Annotated in this window: 13 protein-coding genes; all 13 read right to left on the reverse strand. The window is 47.9% G+C overall.

What is annotated here, in order from left to right; all coding sequences use genetic code 11:
* Positions 1-18 precede the first annotated feature (18 nt).
* Complete coding sequence (locus AC506A_RS13470) at positions 19-1428, reverse strand: sugar phosphate nucleotidyltransferase (protein ID WP_495461506.1); 1410 nt, start codon at positions 1426-1428, stop codon at positions 19-21.
* 23 nt (positions 1429-1451) lie between these two features.
* Positions 1452-2837: a GNAT family N-acetyltransferase gene (locus AC506A_RS13475; protein WP_495461507.1), complete on the reverse strand. Its 1386-nt coding sequence runs from the start codon at positions 2835-2837 to the stop codon at positions 1452-1454.
* A 14-nt stretch (positions 2838-2851) separates the two neighbouring features.
* Positions 2852-4054 (reverse strand): Gfo/Idh/MocA family protein, encoded by a 1203-nt coding sequence (locus AC506A_RS13480; RefSeq protein ID WP_495461508.1) that lies wholly within the window; start codon positions 4052-4054, stop codon positions 2852-2854.
* Between the two features lie 107 nt (positions 4055-4161).
* Positions 4162-5019 (reverse strand): carbohydrate ABC transporter permease, encoded by an 858-nt coding sequence (locus AC506A_RS13485; RefSeq protein WP_495461509.1) that lies wholly within the window; start codon positions 5017-5019, stop codon positions 4162-4164.
* Positions 5020-5051: 32 nt separating this feature from the next.
* On the reverse strand, positions 5052-5930 hold the full coding sequence (locus AC506A_RS13490) for a carbohydrate ABC transporter permease (RefSeq protein WP_495461510.1): 879 nt from the start codon (positions 5928-5930) through the stop codon (positions 5052-5054).
* A 76-nt stretch (positions 5931-6006) separates the two neighbouring features.
* Positions 6007-7323 carry an ABC transporter substrate-binding protein gene (locus tag AC506A_RS13495; RefSeq protein ID WP_495461511.1) on the reverse strand — a complete coding sequence of 439 codons (1317 nt, stop codon included), beginning with the start codon at positions 7321-7323 and terminating at the stop codon, positions 6007-6009.
* 20 nt (positions 7324-7343) lie between these two features.
* Entirely contained in the window at positions 7344-8993 is a 1650-nt protein-coding gene (locus tag AC506A_RS13500) for a protein O-GlcNAcase (protein WP_495461512.1), read from the reverse strand.
* Positions 8990-9727 carry an SIS domain-containing protein gene (locus AC506A_RS13505; protein WP_495461513.1) on the reverse strand — a complete coding sequence of 246 codons (738 nt, stop codon included), beginning with the start codon at positions 9725-9727 and terminating at the stop codon, positions 8990-8992. The genes AC506A_RS13500 and AC506A_RS13505 overlap by 4 nt, the downstream gene beginning before the upstream one ends.
* A gap of 1 nt (position 9728) precedes the next feature.
* Positions 9729-10709, reverse strand: coding sequence for a BadF/BadG/BcrA/BcrD ATPase family protein (locus AC506A_RS13510; protein ID WP_495461514.1), 981 nt, complete (start codon positions 10707-10709; stop codon positions 9729-9731).
* A 274-nt stretch (positions 10710-10983) separates the two neighbouring features.
* On the reverse strand, positions 10984-14595 hold the full coding sequence (locus AC506A_RS13515; protein ID WP_495461515.1) for a hypothetical protein: 3612 nt from the start codon (positions 14593-14595) through the stop codon (positions 10984-10986).
* A gap of 20 nt (positions 14596-14615) precedes the next feature.
* Positions 14616-16349 carry an S-layer homology domain-containing protein gene (locus tag AC506A_RS13520; protein ID WP_495461516.1) on the reverse strand — a complete coding sequence of 578 codons (1734 nt, stop codon included), beginning with the start codon at positions 16347-16349 and terminating at the stop codon, positions 14616-14618.
* Positions 16350-16624: 275 nt separating this feature from the next.
* On the reverse strand, positions 16625-17950 hold the full coding sequence (locus AC506A_RS13525) for an alkaline phosphatase family protein (RefSeq protein ID WP_495461517.1): 1326 nt from the start codon (positions 17948-17950) through the stop codon (positions 16625-16627).
* Complete coding sequence (locus tag AC506A_RS13530; RefSeq protein ID WP_495461518.1) at positions 17947-18657, reverse strand: 2-phosphosulfolactate phosphatase; 711 nt, start codon at positions 18655-18657, stop codon at positions 17947-17949. Before AC506A_RS13530 ends, AC506A_RS13525 begins: the two co-directional genes overlap by 4 nt.

Below are 18657 nucleotides of genomic sequence, written 5' to 3' on the forward strand. Positions count from 1 at the left end.
AGACTCCTATAAACTAACTTACCAGCCGTACCTCGACGGCCCCCACTCTTTACGGACAAGATCCTGCTTCACATAGAGCAGCGTCCGGTTAGGGACATCCTCTTCCAGTATGACGCCCGATCCAACGACACTGTAGATGCCTACCTTCACGCCCGGCATGAGAATGGCATTTACGCCTGTGCGGACAAAATCGCCCAAGTAGATGGCATCGCTGTGCTCGCTAGGCGTCTCCTTGCGTCCTTTGATCCGGTGGGTGGTTCTTCCGTCATCGAACCGCAGTGTTCCGCAAACGGTAGCTGCGCCAAGATCCGTAGAGGTACCGATAACCCCGTAGAACTCCATGTAATGGTACAAGTATACGGTGTCAAAAATAACGCCTTCCAGCTCCGCACAGTGATTGATTACGCAATGATCACCGACAGTCGTCCCCTCGGAAAGGAAACAATAGTTGCCAATGTAAGTATCGTTGCCAATGATATGATTGCCCTTCAGAATAGCGCCATTCTCGATGATGGTACGGTCTCCGACAATGATATTTCCTTCAATAATGACGTTGCGGCCGATCTTGCTGCCGGCGCCCAGCTGCACAAAGCCATCGATAGAGGCGCTCGGATCAATGGACGCGCCTTCGCCGAGGATATTGCTCGTCAGCTTCTCACAGCTGCTGCGTGCAACATGCTCATTGGCCAACAGGATATGCCACGGCTTGTCCAGGTCAACAAAAACACCTGTCGTCTCAACGGTCCGAATCGCATAACCGTCATTCATACAATCCAGCAGCGACATCTCTAGATGTGCTTCCAGAGGCGGCATCATCCCTACCTGCACGCTTGTAAACAAGCCTGAGTTGCTGCTCACATAGGACCAGAAAGCATCACTGAAGGCAAATGCGCAGAATCGATGCGTGCAGCCGCCGCGTGGATGCCCTACGATATGCTGGACTAAGCCTTCCTCAAGCTGGCAGCAAATCCAATCCGAGGAGGATTGCTCTTGCAGCGGATTGACAAGCACCGCAGCAAGCTCATGTTCAGTCCGACGATCAAATGAAGCAACCAGTTGCTCTATGTCCGCACGATCAAGTAGCGTATCGCCATAGAGAACCAGGAACGCCTTCTCGTCGCCTACGGCTGAACGCGCAGCAGTAAGCGAAATTGCCGTTCCTTGTGCTTTCTCATCGGCCAACACGATAATTTCCATATCGCGACTGGCGCCTGAGTGCTTCCCGTTCTCGCGGAAATAATTACGAATCTGACCATGCAGCTTTCCGCCTACAATAACTACCTTTGTGAAGCCTTGCTCCTGCAGCAGCTCCACCTGATGCGCGATAATCGGCTTGGCTCCAACAGGCAGCATCGCCTTCGGCCGAATTTCAGCATAGGGCCACATCTTCGTGCCTTGCCCTGCTGCCAGTATAATAGCAGTTTTCATGTTATTGCTTGCTCCCTTCGCACTTATGCGTTGTTGTTGAAATCTATGATCATAGCCGACTTATCATCGGATTTTTTATGTCTGGGGTAGTGCTCGCATTGTGGATCCTGATTCTCGCTGCAAGTCAAATGATCCATATAAGGTTCGATGCCCATGGCATTCAAGAAACGAAGCATGGTTTCCCATTTTGTTGGATCATCGGCGTGTTCGATGAGATGGAACATGCCGTCCGATACGGCATAAATTTTACTAACATTTGCTCTGGAGATGCTCCCATGCTCGATATATAGCTCCAGCTCCGGTTCACCGTTCATAACGGAGTATCCTTCGGGCGTATTCGCCTTATTTCGATTCGCAATACTGTAAGGATACAGCTGCTCGTTCACTTGTTCTTTCGATAGTCCAGTATCTGAGAGTTCCTTCTTTTTATTCAAGGTCATGAGGTCAAAGCCAGCAACTTGATTTCGAGTCAGCACCTGAATGCTCTCATCGGAATAGGCAATGAACAGCATGCAGTCACCGGTTTGCACATACTCAATATGCGTCTCATGAATGCGGACAATAGCAAATACCGCGCCCCACCTCTTCCATTTGCAGGACAAATCGATATCCGCTTGGGCCATGCTTTCACTTAGTTTCCGGTTCGCGGCAAGTACGGCTTGTTTTAAATCCAAATGGGCATCGTGCGCGTTCAATTCCGAAGCCAGCAATTGTGCTGCAAGGTATCCGCCTGTATGGCCTTGCGTATCTTTGTACGCCGCCATGGAGGATACTCCGTCGATTACTCCGTAAACTTGAATAGCGTTATTAATTACAAGTGCATCTTCGTTAAGGTTGGTGCCACCCGGCCTACTGTGGCCTTGCACATCATATTTTGCCTTTTGCGGGTTCAATTGTGGGTACAGTTGATTCCATCTGCCCGCATGATTGTCATGGATATAAATAGCCTTAAAGCCCAGCTTTACATATATCTTTATCGCCGATATGCGAAAATCATCCGTTTCCAGCACCGCTCTTTCGAGCCCTTCGCTGCTCATTTGGAGCAATGCAGCAAGACTTATGGAATAGCCCAACCCTTTCCCGGAATACGCAGGGTCGACAGCTACCATATGCAAATACCCGCAATCTCCACCAAACTTCTCTTCATACCAAGCGCAAGCGGTCGCCACCGGCATATCGTTGTAACAAATAAAGAGCACCCGCTCCGGCTTAAAGAACGGATGATCTTTAATCCCCCTCTGGAAATCTTTCTGCCAGCCAAACGCCGACTGTACAATTTGCTCCCAATGGCGGTCATCACCCGGTTGATACGACCGAAGCTCGTATCCGGGAGGGAGCATCAGCTCCGGCAAATCCGACAGATGCTCTCTGACCATCACTAATTGCGGCAATAATCTTTCTTGGTTCATAGTCATCGCGCCTCCTATCGTTTATTGAACTTCGGGAAGCTCAACACTTTACCATTCTCTGCGACGGATTGCATCGATAGCGGGAAAACCGAGCTCCATGTCACCGCGTCGTAAACATCGATAGTTGGCTCCCGTTCTCCCAAAATAACGGAAACAAATTCTTCAAGCACAAAGAAGTCACCACCGCCGTGCCTGGCCTGTAAAGCATGCTCCGCCCATTTGTTCCAAAGCGGATGGTCGTACTCCGGCTGATAACTGCTGAGCGTACGCCATGTAGTTTGTAATTCTCCATTGTCATGCCATATATCCGTGCTGGAAGGTGACCGGTCTCTTAGCCAAATCAAGTCATCTTCTCCTTGATATCGCCCCGATACGTACGCCCCCTCGGTTCCCTGTAGCACGTAATGCTTCGTATTATGCGGCCTTGGCGACGACCAATCTACACGCAGCGTGATCATCACATTTTGTTTCGTCCGTAATACCGTAACAGCAGAATCACCCTGCTGCCAGAACCCGTCTTGCGCCCCGGGATGATCTTGTCCGAACTGCTCGTTGCAGTAGTTTCTGAGCGCGCGGGATTTGGACACAAAGGTCGCCATGCTCTCAAGCTCGTCTCCGCTTGCTGCGACCCATTGCGCAACAGGGCCAAGTGAATGGGTCGGGTAGTTCATCCCGTTATAGTCTTTATGAAGCCGCCCCCGCCAGTTCAAGGAGCGATCCGGATTGTGGAGGATATGCCGCAGTTCATGGATGTAGGCACCCTCCATATAGGTGATTTCTCCGAACATCCCCTTTTCGGACATATTTTTCACAGCCAAATTAGAACGCGTATAACAATAATTCTCGGCCATCATATAGACAAGACCGGTTTGCTCCACTGTTTCAACCAACTCAAAAGCTTCATCCAGCGTATGCGCCGCAATCACCTCGCTCAGCACATGCTTGCCTGCCTTCAAAGCGTCAATAGACTGCCTTGCATGCATTAGCATAGGACTCGCAATAAGGACGGCATCAATGGAAGGATTCTGCAGCATTTCATCATAATTGTGATACGTAATAATGTCGGGATATTGTGCTTTCCACGAATTCAATACGGCTTCATTCAAATCGCAAATGGCGGTCAACAAAATCTTGTCCGACAATGCCGCAAGCGACAGATTGAAACTGGTCCCACGATTTCCACCAACAACAGCCAACCTCACCGGCTTTACACGCATGAGCATCCCCTCCTCAAACAAAAAGAACCGCATTTTTAACAGTAAGGCCTCCTAAAGCATGAAATCATGCTGCAGGAGGCTTTTGTTTGTACGATCGTGTTCTTACACTATTTGATAGATCCTTCCGTCAATCCACTAACGATATGTTTGTGGAAAAACACATAAATCATGATCATTGGAATGGTAATGATCGTAAGCGCTGAGAACAACAATTTATAATCCGTCACATGCTTGCTTGAGAATGCGAGCAAGCCTACGGGAATCGTCTTCAGACTGTCGCTTTGCACATAGAGCAAGGCGAGCAGCAGCTCGTTCCATGAATTCAACGAAGAGAAAATCGCAACGGTTGCCAAGCTCGGAATCAACAAAGGCATGATGACACTCCAGAACATTCGCAGATCCGTACAGCCGTCAATTCTTGCCGCTTCCATCATTTCTTTGGGAATCGAATCGAGATACGCTTTAAGCAAAAATATCGCTAGCGGAAGTCCCATCCCGACATAGGGCAAAATAAGCGCATAATACGTATTTTTAATATGCAAATGTTCAAAAAGATAATTTTGCGCAATAAAAAAGGACTGCATGGGCATGAACAAACCAAATACAAACAGCGTAAGCATCGTTTTGCTTCCCTTAAATCTTAACTTGCTAAAAGAAAACGACGCTAAGCTTGCAAACAGTAATATACATGCAACCGTTACAGAAGTTACGATTACGCTGTTGAGCACGTAGGTGCTCATGCCTCCGACTTTCCAAGCTTCCACCCAGTTATCGAAATTAAATGTTTCCGGCAGCGAAAATGGCTTATTGAATATTTCTTTATTGTCACGAAATGAAGAAAGCAGCATCCAAATCATGGGATAAAAATAAATAAGGGAGAACAAGCTCATGCATACATAATAAGTTATTCGCCATATGACATTGCTGCCGCTTTTGTGCACTTCGTATGAACTAGACATTTCCATGTTGAGCACCTCTTTCATTCCATCGACTGCTACTAATACTCCAGTGAATCTTTCTCACTAGTCTTTAACTTGTTCAATAATAACCCGATTCCGATGACGACCAGCGTCATGATCACGGCCAGCGCGGAACCGTAGCCGATGTTAGCATTGGTGAACACAACCTTAACCAAATACGTTGTTACTATTTCAGTAGCATTATACGGACCGCCATTTGTCATGATATAGAACAAGTCAAACCCTTGGAAAGCACCAAGTATACATAATGTGAGTGCGACTTCCACCAGGTTTCTAATCATCGGAATTTTGATTTTGAAGAAGATGTCCTTCTCCGTCGCACCATCTAAATAGGCCGATTCATAAATATCATTAGGAATACGCTGAATGCCTGCGTAAAAGATCGTCATATAAAATCCGGCATAGACCCATCCAGACACGATAGATAGCACGTATAGCGCTGTATGTGGGTCGCCTAACCATACATGTGTCCAACTTTCCAAACCAACAAATTTCAATACTGCGTTTAGTAATCCGAAATCCGAATTGTATACAAATCTCCACATGAAGGAGGTAACAAGCATCGGTAGCATAACCGGTGTAAAGAAAGCGATTCGGAATAGACCCGTTCCCTTTAATTTCACAGTAATTAGACCTGCCAGCAAGAGTCCTGCTACTACTTCAAGAACGATAGTCAGGATGATGTAGATGAAGATATGCCAATAAGAGACAAGGTAAATATGATCTTGAAAAGCCCGAATATAATTATCAATACCAGTGAATTTCATCGTTCCGAAACCGTTCCAATCGAAAAAACTGAAGATAAGCGTCATCACAATCGGCAGGAGGATCGTAAACGAAAATAATAGCATTGCCGGTGCTGTGAACAGATAGGGTGAAATGCGTAATTTTTGCACTACTTTCAGACCTCCTCATTTAACAATGCAATAAGCCGGAGCCTTGCTTAAAGACGCCGGCTTATTGGGGTAAAGATTATTTTTTCAGCGGGGCAATTTTGGCATCCAATTTTGCAAGTGCTTCTTCAGGTGTGCTCACGCCGCCAAGGACTTCAGCTGTAGCTGAGTTAAGAGCATCAGCAACCTCTAAGTTATATCCGGTATCCGGAGGGGAGACTACTGTTTTTGTAGTATTCATCATATCTTTCAGCTTAAGATTGATCGGGTTGGTTTCAGGCTCCGATCCCGGTGCAATCATCGAAGAGCCAGCCTGACTCAGCATGGTAACGACTTCAGGTGATTCGTACAACTTCATGTAATCAATCGCAGCTTGAATATGTTTGGAATTTTTGTTGATTACGTATCCTTGCTGAACACCGATCACGCTTCCTTGATCGCCTTTACCGTCAGGAATAGCCGGGATATTGAAGTAATCGTATTCCATATCAGGCGCATGATCTTGAGCTCCGGATACAAACCATGCTCCGATTGGATACATAGCAGCTTTCTCGTTAAAGAACAATGCTGCGCCTTCGTCATCGTTAATACCATTTACGCTGTCGTTAATGTACTGCTTATCCCAAATTTCTTTGGCGTAAGACATTGCCTTTACAAAATCCGGCGTGTTAAATGGCGACTTCAATTCCATCGCATCTACATAGGCTTGTTCTCCAACAACTCTGGAGATCAAATGAGCGTTCCAATTGCCAGCTGTCCACAAATCCTTGTTGCCTGTAGTAATCGGGATGATGTTAGCTGCTTTGATTTTCGCGCAAGCTGCCATAAACTCGTCCCATGTTTTAGGCGGCTGTATCGACAGGTCGTTAAAGATTCTTTTGTTGTACCAAATGACATTCGTTACTTGGCTGTCAGTCGGTATCATATATTTCTTACCGTCGTAAACCATCCCAACAAAATTACCTTCTCCAAATTTGCCTTTAAAGCCTTCCGTCTCAAGCGCTTCCGTTACATCTGCTGCAAATCCATCATTTACTCTCGTCTTGAGTCTGTCGCCAGCCCATTCAAAATAAATATCCGGTGCGTTCTCGCCATTCAGCAAGCTAGGCAGACCCATTGTTTGATACAGCTGAGGATCCTGCAAAACAAATTCTACGGTAACGTTCGGATGCTGCTCTTCGTACATGTCTTTTACTTTATTCCATACTTTAAGCACTTCATCGCCCGGAGATCCATCGGCCAGACGAATCGTGAACTTTTCATTGCTGTCGTTAGTGGCGGCATTGCCGGCCTGCTCTGTGCCTGCTCCGTTATTCGTATCTGAGTTCGAGTTTCCGCAACCTGTAAGTGCTGTAAGGGAAGTAACAACCGCTAGTCCAATGATCGCTTTTTTCATTTGTAATCATCCTCCACATGTTATTTAGCAGAATAATATTCTTCAAGCACTTTACTTAAGAATGAAGAGAGTACATCGGAAAAAACATACGTGAGATCGCTGCGATATAATTCGTAATTATGCCGAACTGTCATAAGGTCATCCATGCTCTGACTTCGAATGTAATGAATGCAGTCCTGCAGCACGGCAACGCCAACGGAGAACTTAAGAATCCAGCGCTTCAGCTCTTGCTGCAAGGCTTGATTTTCCATGCCACCCGATAATAACACGGCAGCAGAATCGTTCATTTTTAATACAAATCTCTCTAAATCATCGATTGCTTGTTTCCGATCCCCATAAAAGTATGCAAAATTAAATCGAGTCAATTCAGCGGCAAGCATCGGCGAGTCTGTGAGATATAGACAGGAATATCTTACATTGTCCGCGAATTGGAGCATGTGCTCGAAATCCGTTTGACCAACCACCTCCTTAAGCGCATCGCGCCAACTCGTTTCCGGATCATATTGCTCAGGATTCCATAAGTAAGATGCGATCGTAGCATAGGATATTTTGGAGCTTTCGGCATACTCCATTCCGTTAGCTATAACCCCTCGAGAGAATCGGTATAAATGACGATCCCTTTGGCGGTATGGGCCGATATGCATTTCGTCGGTCATTTCCACATCATTTACTGGATAGTTGTCCCAATAGAGCGGTTTTCGATACGTATTTTGAGTAAATACGGCCGCTTCGCTGAGCGTAATCTCAGGTGAGCAAATATTGCGTCCGGTCCAAAAGAGATCAATGCTTGGATGGATGCTGCTCCCTAGCAGTGAAATATAACGTTCGTTGCCTTTCCCCCAATATTGCGTAGGGCAGACAACAAGACGAATTCCGGCATCCCAATTCATAATTTCCGTATAGAAGCGATTAACTAACCGAATATGCGCTTCAACAAGATCCGAGTAGATCCGAATATCTTCATGATGCTGAAGCTCCTCCGGAATATCATCGAGCAGCAAGCAGAACTTTTTGACACCAAGTTCGTAGATTTGACTTACTTTTCGAACAAGCGCCTCAAATTGTTCCTCGCTCGAATAACGCATAGACAGCCCTGGTGCAATGCAATAATAAAAGTCGAGCCCAAGTGCTGTTGACTCGGAGAAAACATCGCCTAATTTGGTGTAAGACTCCTCATCGTAAAGATCCTGCCACCGCTCACGATGATAAACATCGTCTTTGGGGCCGTATACGTAGGTATTCATATTGTTCGAGGCAATAAAGCTAAGCATGCTTAGACGCTGCTCCTGATTCCAGGGCTGTCCGTAGAATCCTTCGATAATGCCTCTGATTGGAAATCGCGGGTAATCGAATTCAACGCCTTCCCGCCATTCTCCACGCTTGATCTTGAGAGAAATTGCATTCAAGGCATATCTTAAGGCACGTTCTCCGGAGCAAATGATGTTCACCTCACACCGAGGCAGTTCACCTGATAGCTCCAATTGATAGATCTCATCTGAGACAGAACCCAGTTCCTCCAAATATGTAAATCTGGCTTCCGTTGAATAAGAAGCTGTAATTTGGATTTCGCCGCCCTGATCTCCGAGATAGGAATAGTTATTTCGCTCGCACCAGTTCTGAATAACAGAACTGTTTTCACCTAACGAAGAGATGGAAGGAAAAGTTGTCATAAACTCCGAATCGCTCCTTTGTATTTGTCGATGAGACGTCGATTATGCTCATCCCCGGCATCCATATTGCTGCTGGCGTATAAATCCGGCGTTACTCCCCGCTGCACTAAAAGCTGAACGACTTCCGCCACGATCGCGTTCATAATCAAAGCCCCCGACACCGTTGAGGTTGGTGCTACTCTTATAGCTGAGCCGGGGATCTCAACCGATGCATCGCCGATGCACCCGTGATTATCGATGACCACGTCGCTTACTTCATGCAGCCGTTTTCCGCTGCTGTGCCTTGATGACGAAGCCTCAGCATGTTTCAGGCTCGTAATGGCGATAACCTTTAACCCGTTAGATTTTGCTTCCAGAGCCATTTCAATATTTACTGCATTTCTGCCTGAATTTGACGCGATAATGATAACGTCACCTTCCTTAGCAGATTGCTGCTTAAAGATCACGGAGGCCAACCCTTCGAGCCGCTCCAGATCCGTGCTTTGCACCGCATTTCGGTGCAGCATCAAGCCCTCTTCCAAAATCGGATTTACACTTGCTAAACCGCCGGCCCGATAGAACAGCTCCAAAGCGAGCATGTGAGAATGCCCCGTTCCGAACGCGTGCAAGGTTCGGCCTTGCTCGATCGCATCGGCAATTAGATGTGCAGCCTGACTCAACTGTTCCTGTTCCTCTGTTTTCAACAACTCAACAAGCTTCAATACGCCGTCAATATACTGTAAACCCGCGTTCATGTTACTCCTCCTTCAGCAATTCATAGGTTATTTTCATGCGCTCTTGAATGGAGGGCTCCAATAAAAGCTTATTTTCGTGAAAACATGCGAAGATTGCGCCGAATTCCGGAGGAAAATCGATTCGTGTTACTGTCGATAATGGACACTCTTGTTTGAGTACTCTTTTGAATTCCTCAAATATCATGTTGTTTTTTTTGAATACGCTTCCGCTTGCACCAATGGGCACGCCTTGGATATTCAATCTTTTCACTAAAGCCTTCGCATGATCAGCAAGATCATGCGCCGCCTGCTTCACGATCTTCAGAGCAACCGCATCGCCTTGCTCGGCACAGCTTGCAACCTCAAAGGCAAAACCGGCTATAATATGTTTATCTACCGGAGGATTATAGAATTTATCGATAAGCTCTCCCATATCTCCTACAGCGTAATGCCGTTTAAGCGCTTCCTGAAGCATGGTCGCCGTCGCCATTTGATCCTCGGCTGTTATCGCTGCTTGAATACCCTGGAGCGCAATATGATAACCGCTTCCATAATCACCTAGCACATGGCCCCAACCCCCAATTGTCAGGAGTTCATCGGATAATCCCTTAGCCATTCCCATCGATCCGGTTCCGCTTATGATCAATATCCCCGGTTTACCTGTCGTCATTGCTAATAATGCGATATAGGAATCACTGTGCATATACACGCTTTTACTCTTGATGATGCCTCCGGTCAACTTATCGATCATAGATGCCGCGGCTTTCTCACTTAGAGCTGAATTCCCGATGTACACGCTTTCAAACTTGTCCGTTTTTACTTTATCCACCATCTGATTCATGATAAGCATGAGATGATGACGTGCTCGTTTCATCCCTATAGCATAATAATTAATCGATTCACCAGTCACTTTGGCTAGGACGTTTCCCTCCATATCGACAGCGATCGCGGTCGAATGGGTTCCACCACCGTCAATGCCCAACAAGATTTCTCGGCTTACCATTTACCTACGCTCCCAGTTCATCGATAACACTGCAGTTCCATTGCTTGTTACTACTTCAGTTTAGAACAGGTTGACCTGCGTCGGTACTGAGGGAGAATGGCAATTCCTATCTTTGTTTGCTCATCTGCACAACGGGAATCTATCTCCATTTGTAATAGTCAATCTTATTTTGTTTTTTGATGTCATCTCGTCGGTAAACGCAAATCGGAATGAGCTCTGTAGTCAAACAGCGCTCATTCCGAATTACGTGTTTAATCTTATGAATAAATTTCAGCTAATTGTTATTGGACAGCGTTACATAACCTATAACGCCGCTCGCGCCGCCAAGTACGATTTTGAGTGTAACCGGTTTGGTACCATTGCTCGAAAGCGCTTGGATTGTCGCAGGCTCTAGATTAATCTTGAGCAGGCCATTCTTGCTCACGAAATACTGCGGCGCCGTAAATGCAGTCGTAAAATCAGTGCCGCTGTTGAGCGTCTGAGTCCCTGCGTCCGTGGTAGCAGTGATCGACGATACATACGTTGCGCCCGTGGATCCGCGTCCCGAATTTACATCGATAGCTGCAGGCGCAGAACCGTCAGCACCATAGCTTGCGCTTGTTGCAGCAAACGTCGGCATCACGGAATAAGGCGCTTGAATTTGATTCACAGGGGCTGCATCCGTAATAATTCCGCTATCGACCGCGATCCAATAGCCAGTCGTATAAATAGACGGATCATAAAGCAAGCCAAAGTTATTGCTTTTCACGTGGTTGGTTTGTGCGCCGTTCCAGCCGCTTGCGAACGGCGTGACTATATCATGGTCCTCAACAAATTCCGCGTTTCTATCATCTTCTGTTTGTACGGAATTATACTTGAACGATCCTCGTTCATCCAAAGGCAACACCCTGTTGGACACTGGGGCATGGCCCATGAGCATATCTTCTCCTGCTCCTGAGAAGAAGTAATCTTCTCGATTGGCGTAGTTATTGGTTACCATGTTTCCGTTACCGTATTGAGGAATCCGAGATAGCATCCAAGTATCATGCTTAACTTGTTCATCAATTTTTGGATCGTTCGGATTCATGATCTTTTGCAAATACGTATAAGCAGGTATATCCGAATTAATCAGTACCGTATTATAAACATTGCCGTAAGCCGCTTGAATTGCCGGGTATTGCGGATCATTTTTGGCTGCCATCGCTAACGGATAATAGATTTCGAACATCATCATCGCGTCGCTGTGATTAAAGCTTAATCGCATGGCCTTTTTGTTTGTCAATTGATTAAAGAAATCGATTTGAATCTGCGACATGGTGACGAGTTTTCTAAGATCATCGCCCGTATCGTTTAATGGATCCCCGTACAAAGGTTCCAAGTTCCCGAAGATTAGCATGGAATTCAAATAATAGTTGTTTTTCTCCGCTGGCGGCAACGATTCAATGTATTCCAATACCGAAGTATCGTCATCCACTTGCAATGCTCCGGTCGCAGCTTTAATGAACCAGTTATTGTCTTTAATCCACATCTGCGCTTCTTTATCTTTTAACGCCTTAACGTTTTGCATAAAGGAAATATAGCCGGAACCGTTTCTGATCGCCGCTTTTGGAACCGGATTTCCGAATAGATCGACTGTAGTTGATTCATCGAACGCCGTATGCAGCGGCGAGAACGCAGGCAGCACATAGCCGTTCATTGCATAGTTCGTGCCTGTGAAGATTTTGTTGTACTCGGCAGCGAACTTGTTGTAGAAGTAAGCGTAATTATGCTCTTGAGCCGGCGCGCCGAACCTGGTTACCCAAGCGTCCATATCATGCAATACGTCCACATCGGTCGTATCCGTCTTTACGTCCTCGAGGATCTCCATTGTTACGCGAATAAACATCGTAATTTCTGCTGCATTCAGAGATGCGTCAGCGAAAAACATGTTTTGTTGGATGCCATCGTTGTTGGAATACTCGTTCGGCCCACGATCGTTATTGAAATTGTCCGCGGACCATTTTGCCCAAGACGAGTTTTGGCCGTTAGGATCGATGAGCATATAGCCGCTATCGATAATGGTGTTCAATTCAACAGTTGCGCTATCTCTTAGCAAAGCAAGAAGCTTCTCGTCCTGCTCTCTAATGTTTGCAGGCGTATTCGGATTAGCAAGCTCCGGTTTCAATACATAATGATAAAGCGTGAAGTATTGCGCGAAATCGCCAACAGGCTCCTCAGATGAGGGATGCATGTAGACTTGAAGCCCTTTGTTGGTGGTTGTGCCATCCGTAATGAGTCTGCCAAGCGCTAAATCGCTAATACCGCCATAAGATGCACGCGTTGGATTCACTGGATCCGGTGAAACAATCATCGCCATGAGATCCGGGTATCGATCGCTTACGTTCTGAGTGACTTGGTATTTATAGTTCCACTCTTGAGCTTGAATGCTTGTAGCAGAATTAAAATCTTGTTCGGCATAAACGGTGATACCTGCCGAAGCATGCGCGCCCTTGCCAATCGTCGGATACGGGCCGTTAGGACCTAAAATTTTACCGATCGGGTTAGCTGCGTCATTGCCTTGCGATAGATTGCCTTGCGCAACATCCTTGTAGCCTTGCCATGGTGCAAGCGCATCATTATTCCTTACGAAAGCGTTCGTACCAGGCGTGCCCGGCGACTGTTCATCCGTTAAGCCGTTGTTAGCCGCGAGCTCCGGATTGTACTGGTGAATCGGCAATCCGTTTCCGAAGAACCTTGTGTACGGATACCATTGAATCGGATCTTCTTTTCTATCAAAGTCATAATTGCGGCCAAAGGAGAATACGTCACCGATTTGAATTTTAGAAGCATCGGTATTCTCTGGCGCTTTTGCAAAGTTATACGAATTTCTGCCTGTTAGGTTAGTGGTTCCGATTTCATTGAAGCTTCTGGTCGGAGAACCGTTGTTGAGCCCATTGATCTTCGTAAGCAGCATCGCCATAGAGGCTGTACGAATGATATTAGAGCGAGCTTCTTGCTTGGCCATAACATCGTTAAGCGTAGGATTCGGCATATTGGCTAAATAGTCGTATCTCGCCCCTTCGCCAATGCTGTTGAATCCGGACCAGTAAGCAAAGTTGTTGGTCGGTCTAAGCGTTTCCGCATACGTTCTGCCCGAAGCGTCTTGGAAATAATTCGTTCCGCCGACTCGCGGGCTTGTAGGTAAAGTGGATACATAGCCCGGCCCGTTGTCCGAAGTATCGTTGCCATAATCCAATGTTAAGCCGCTTTGGTCCCCGATCGCGCCTTGACTGTCGAACAAGCCCCGCGTGTACTCCATGTTCGCCGCTTGTTCCGCCAAGGTTTGCAGCACGAACTTAACGTGGGTAGCACCTTGACTGTTTTGAATCCAAATCCCGTGATCGCCGTCGGACATGATGCCCGTGATCGTATTTTTATCGTCGCTGGTAGCGTCAAATATGTACCGGCTTCCCGATAAGTATTGGAATACATCGTTAGCGTCGGAAGCACCGAAATCGATTCTTACCAGACCTTTCGGATTAACGACAACCCAGTACGCCCCATTAGCGTCTTTGAACGCCATGTCGACTTCGCTGCCCAAACCGGTAGCCTCAAGCACGGAATCGGGCATATCAAATGGAAGCACACGGTTGTTGGACAATGCGCTTTGCGATGTGTAATTGTCAGGCGTGATCCAGTCTGCAGAATATTTGCTGTTCGCTCCGCCGGGAATTCGAGGGTCTCCCAGTTTGAAATAGTTGATTTGCTTCGTATAATGTGCCGCAACCTGGTGTACGACAGGTGTCGGTACAACGACGGTATTCCGCTCGGCGAAAGCATTCGCAGGAACCATCAATACCGTGGCTATAGACACAGAAGTTAACGTGACCTTCGATAACATCGATTTAATTGACTTTTGTCTCTTCATCCGAATCTAACTCCTCTCCGTTAGTTGCTTACAGCAGACTTTGTAATGTGAATGACCTTTGTATTGGAGTAGTCGACAGGTGTATCGGGGGTAGTCGGGATCTCAACGTTGCCGACTAAAGCCCATACGCCGCCCAATTCGTCCGGAATAATCATATCGACGTTGCCGTAGCCCAATACGTCCGCACCAAACTCTTTGAATGCACCCGTTGCGTTATCGCGATAGATCAGGTTCGTTGTCGTACCCATCCATAGATTCTTATTGCTGTCCATATAGGAGGTAGTGATGTTCGCACCAAGCTGGATCGGGAAAACATTCGGAGTCACTCCGAACAGATCATCCGTAATGACGTTTTTCTGGCCTCCCATTGGATTGGTAACGCCGCGAATTTCCGTGATGTAGGATTTCACGTTCTGCGGTACAGAACTATCCGCTAAAGAATCTCCCCACGTTCCGTATGCCACGATAGGTGGTTGAGGCGTAATAACCGAACCGCCGGTCCCGCCTATAGCTCCGCCTCCATTGCCCACGCTGCCGGTTACGACGCCTCCAATAGTAGCGGTCAATCCATCCATTAATTTAACATTCGCAGGCGTTTTCTCGATCGTTACGCCGTTGACGTTGATTGTCGCATTTACAATTTCGCCCGATCCCGTAATAGAAGCCTGACCGTTTACGAATATATCCTTAATGGTTCCGCTGCCGAAGTCCAATTCAACCTTCTCTTGCACGTCCACGCTTACATAATCACCCGTAAGCGTTACAGCTTTGCCGACTACATCATCGCCGGTAATAACGACGGTTGGAATCGCATGGCTTGCATGGTTCTCCAGCGTTGCGCCACTGGAAATGACGACCTGCCCAATGTCCGTGCTTCCGGAAGTTACGACTCTGACAGGGGCGTTCTTCTTGAGAATAATCAACTTGCCTTGGATATTCGAATCATCGAGGTGCACGCTATGAATGCCCCCTCCTTCGACGATTACGTCGCCTTTTACTTGTACATGGCTTAACGTAAAGTCTCCTTCACTCACGCCAGGCGCTACATATAAATTACCGTTAATGATCATGCCGTTAAGTTTTACGTCGGCGGTATTTACAACCAGATTCCCGGCCTTATCGCCCTCGTAAGTGCCTGGCTTGTTAATGATTTCTCCCATAATGTTGTCTAACATCTTTACCGCTTCCGCGCGCGTGATGTTGGCCTTAGGAGCAAATTCATTATTCGATCTGCCTGCGATGTAGTGCTTGGCCTCCAAAGCAGCAACCGCGGACTTAGCCCAACTCGCGATTTGGGACGAATCGTTAAAAGAAACTTCGCTTGGAGCACCGACGTCAAGCAGCACAAACAATCTGGCCGAGATAACAGCGGCTTCCTGCCTTGTAATATTGGCATTGGGGTTCATGTTCCCATGCTCGTCTCCCAGTACGATTCCTGAGTCGTAGGCTTTCTGGAACTCCGATGCATACCAAACATTGGAGCTAACATCCGGGAAAGAACGTGCAACAGACGGCGGCTTAAAGCCGAACATATTGTTGATTAAGGTTATGAATTCAGCCCTTGTAATGGCTTTATCGGGATGCAAGTCCCCCTTCTCGTCGCCTTTCAACAAGCCGTCCGATGTCCACTTTTGCAATTCTTTGGCCGCCCAATGTTCGTCGGCATTTGAAGACGGGACTGCGCCGGAAGTACTGGAGAACAGCATACTGCCGATCACAAGCGAAGAAACTAAGCTCGATACTTTTCTTGACATGGTCTCTACTCCTTTTGAAGGTGTTTTGCGATGCGTTTCACATCGACGTTGGAGGCGCTTACATATGAACAGAAAAGTTAAACCGCTTTAACTTTACTGCGTGATTTGTTACAACTTTCAGTTTAGAACAGGATGAAGTGACTCGGTACTGAGGGAGGATGGCAAATCCTATCATTGTATGCACATCTGCAGGTTCGAAATCTATCACCATTTGTAATTGCCAATCTTTTTTTGTTTTTTACTGTCAATTATTCGTATAAAACACTCCTATTTGCTTATGCTGGTCCTCGCAGCGCTTCACTCAGCACACGACCGTCGAAGCCGGTCTCGGCATGGAGGCCCATCAGCCAGCAGACGGTCGGCGCAATATCCTCGATGCCACAGGGGACCTCGGAAACGACGCCTTGGCGGAAGCTGCTGCCGACGGCAAGGCAGAAGGCTTGCCGGTCGTAAGGGCTGGATGTCCCATGGCTGGAGCGAAGGGCCGTAGATGAGGTCAGAGTCAACGTCGTCCCCGGCACGCCATATTCATTCGGCTCGTGTGTCCATACCGGCTGAACGGCGAAGAGTGGAGCGCGGCGATGCGTAATCGGTCCGAGCAGCTGCTCCAGCGGCAACACGCCGGGGAGGTCCCAATAAGCCGGAGAGCCGGCATAAACCCGCTCGCACCATGGCTTTGCCTGCAGCCACGCAACGAGGGCGGCTGCCTCTTTCGGCGAGGGCTCAGTCGACTCATCAGGTGCCGCATACACATAGTGCCCGGCTGTAACGAAGTTAGACGCCAAGCCTAATTCCTCACAGGCTCTCCGCACATGCTCCTGCAGCGAGCCCTGAGCTTGAATCGTCGAGTGGCCGTGGTCGCTGATCAGGAACAGGTCCAGCTCGTCCGACAACCCCTCACGCTTGACAGCTCTGAGCACCTCCGCTACACATGCATCGATAAGCTCCAATGCCTCCAGGCTCTCCGGTGAGCCGAGCCCATAGTCGTGCTGGCTGGCGTCCGGCTCCGACAGCCACAGAACCATAGCCTGATTCTCGGGGTTCCGCAGATGAATCTCCGTTAACGCCCGAGTCGCCCATAGAGCATGTTCCCGCTTCACATGCGACCGCTCCGGAGAACGTTCTCCGAGCTCCGCATGCAGCTGCCGAAGCCGTTCGACGCCGTAAGTCGACGACGGATTGATCACCTGTTCCGGGTGATTCAGGTTCCACAGAAGGGAGGCTCCAGGGGAGCTGGAAGCGGCTACAGCAAGGTTACGCCCATGCTCATGCAGCCTGTCACCCAATGTCGGAGCCAGAATGAATGGCTCCGACATTGCGCCGTTGTAAGCCAAGAGATCCCGGTCGTCACCTGTCTGCAGGAACCCTTTTTCTCCAAAGCCGGGCACCACCATCAGATTATTGACGACCCCGTGACGGCCAGGCAGCACCCCCGTAGTCAAAGTCGTCATGCTGACGCGAGTCTCTGACGGGTAAGCTGCTTGGAAGGAGCTGAATAATGTCCCTCGACTGATCAGCTCCGCATAGGTCGGCATTCGCTTCAAATCCACGTTATCCGGACGCAACCCATCCGTACCAATAATGAGAACACGACGGCTCATAATAATGCTCCTTCGATAACATCATGCTTCACTAGCCTGATCAGTGATTCTCCAATCGACTCGGCCTTCAGCACGAACGGAAATCGATTCAGGCTTAAGCACAAGTCGAAGTCCTCAGGCGGTGCGGAAGCATCCGTCGTATCAAGAAATTTGCCAGTCTTGCTCTCGTGCCGCAGAAAGCGGACGATATCGGGAAAGTCGTTCGGCTTGCCTTCCAGTGCGTTCTTTACATATTGCGCAAACAGTGTGTCCTCGTCTGCCTCATCCACCGCACCCCAGCCCATACAGACCAGAGAAACATGCTTCGGATTCCTTATGCGAATGTAGTCGATAATAGCCTGCGCGTTGACGAAACTGCCCGTAATAATCTCATCCGCATTCACCGCATTGACGAGACCTTGCGTTCCTGCGCTTGTCGTATGCACAATCGTCCGGCCACTGAAGTCAACGGTTTGGATGGAGAACGGTGAGTTACCGTAATCAAAGCCCGGTTGAATCACCCCGCCGCGCTCCCCGATTAGAATATATTCCGGATTGTCCTGCTTCAGCCGATACGCGGTCTCCATGCTCCCGACCGGCAGCAAGTTCTGAACTCCGCCCGCCGTTACATAGCAGGCGACCGAAAAGGCCCGGAATACATCGATAATGACGGTCAACCCTCGCGCTTGCCGGGCTCCCTCAACAAAATGATAAATCTGAATATCCAT

It is taken from the genome of Paenibacillus sp. N22P23, assembly GCF_059383735.1.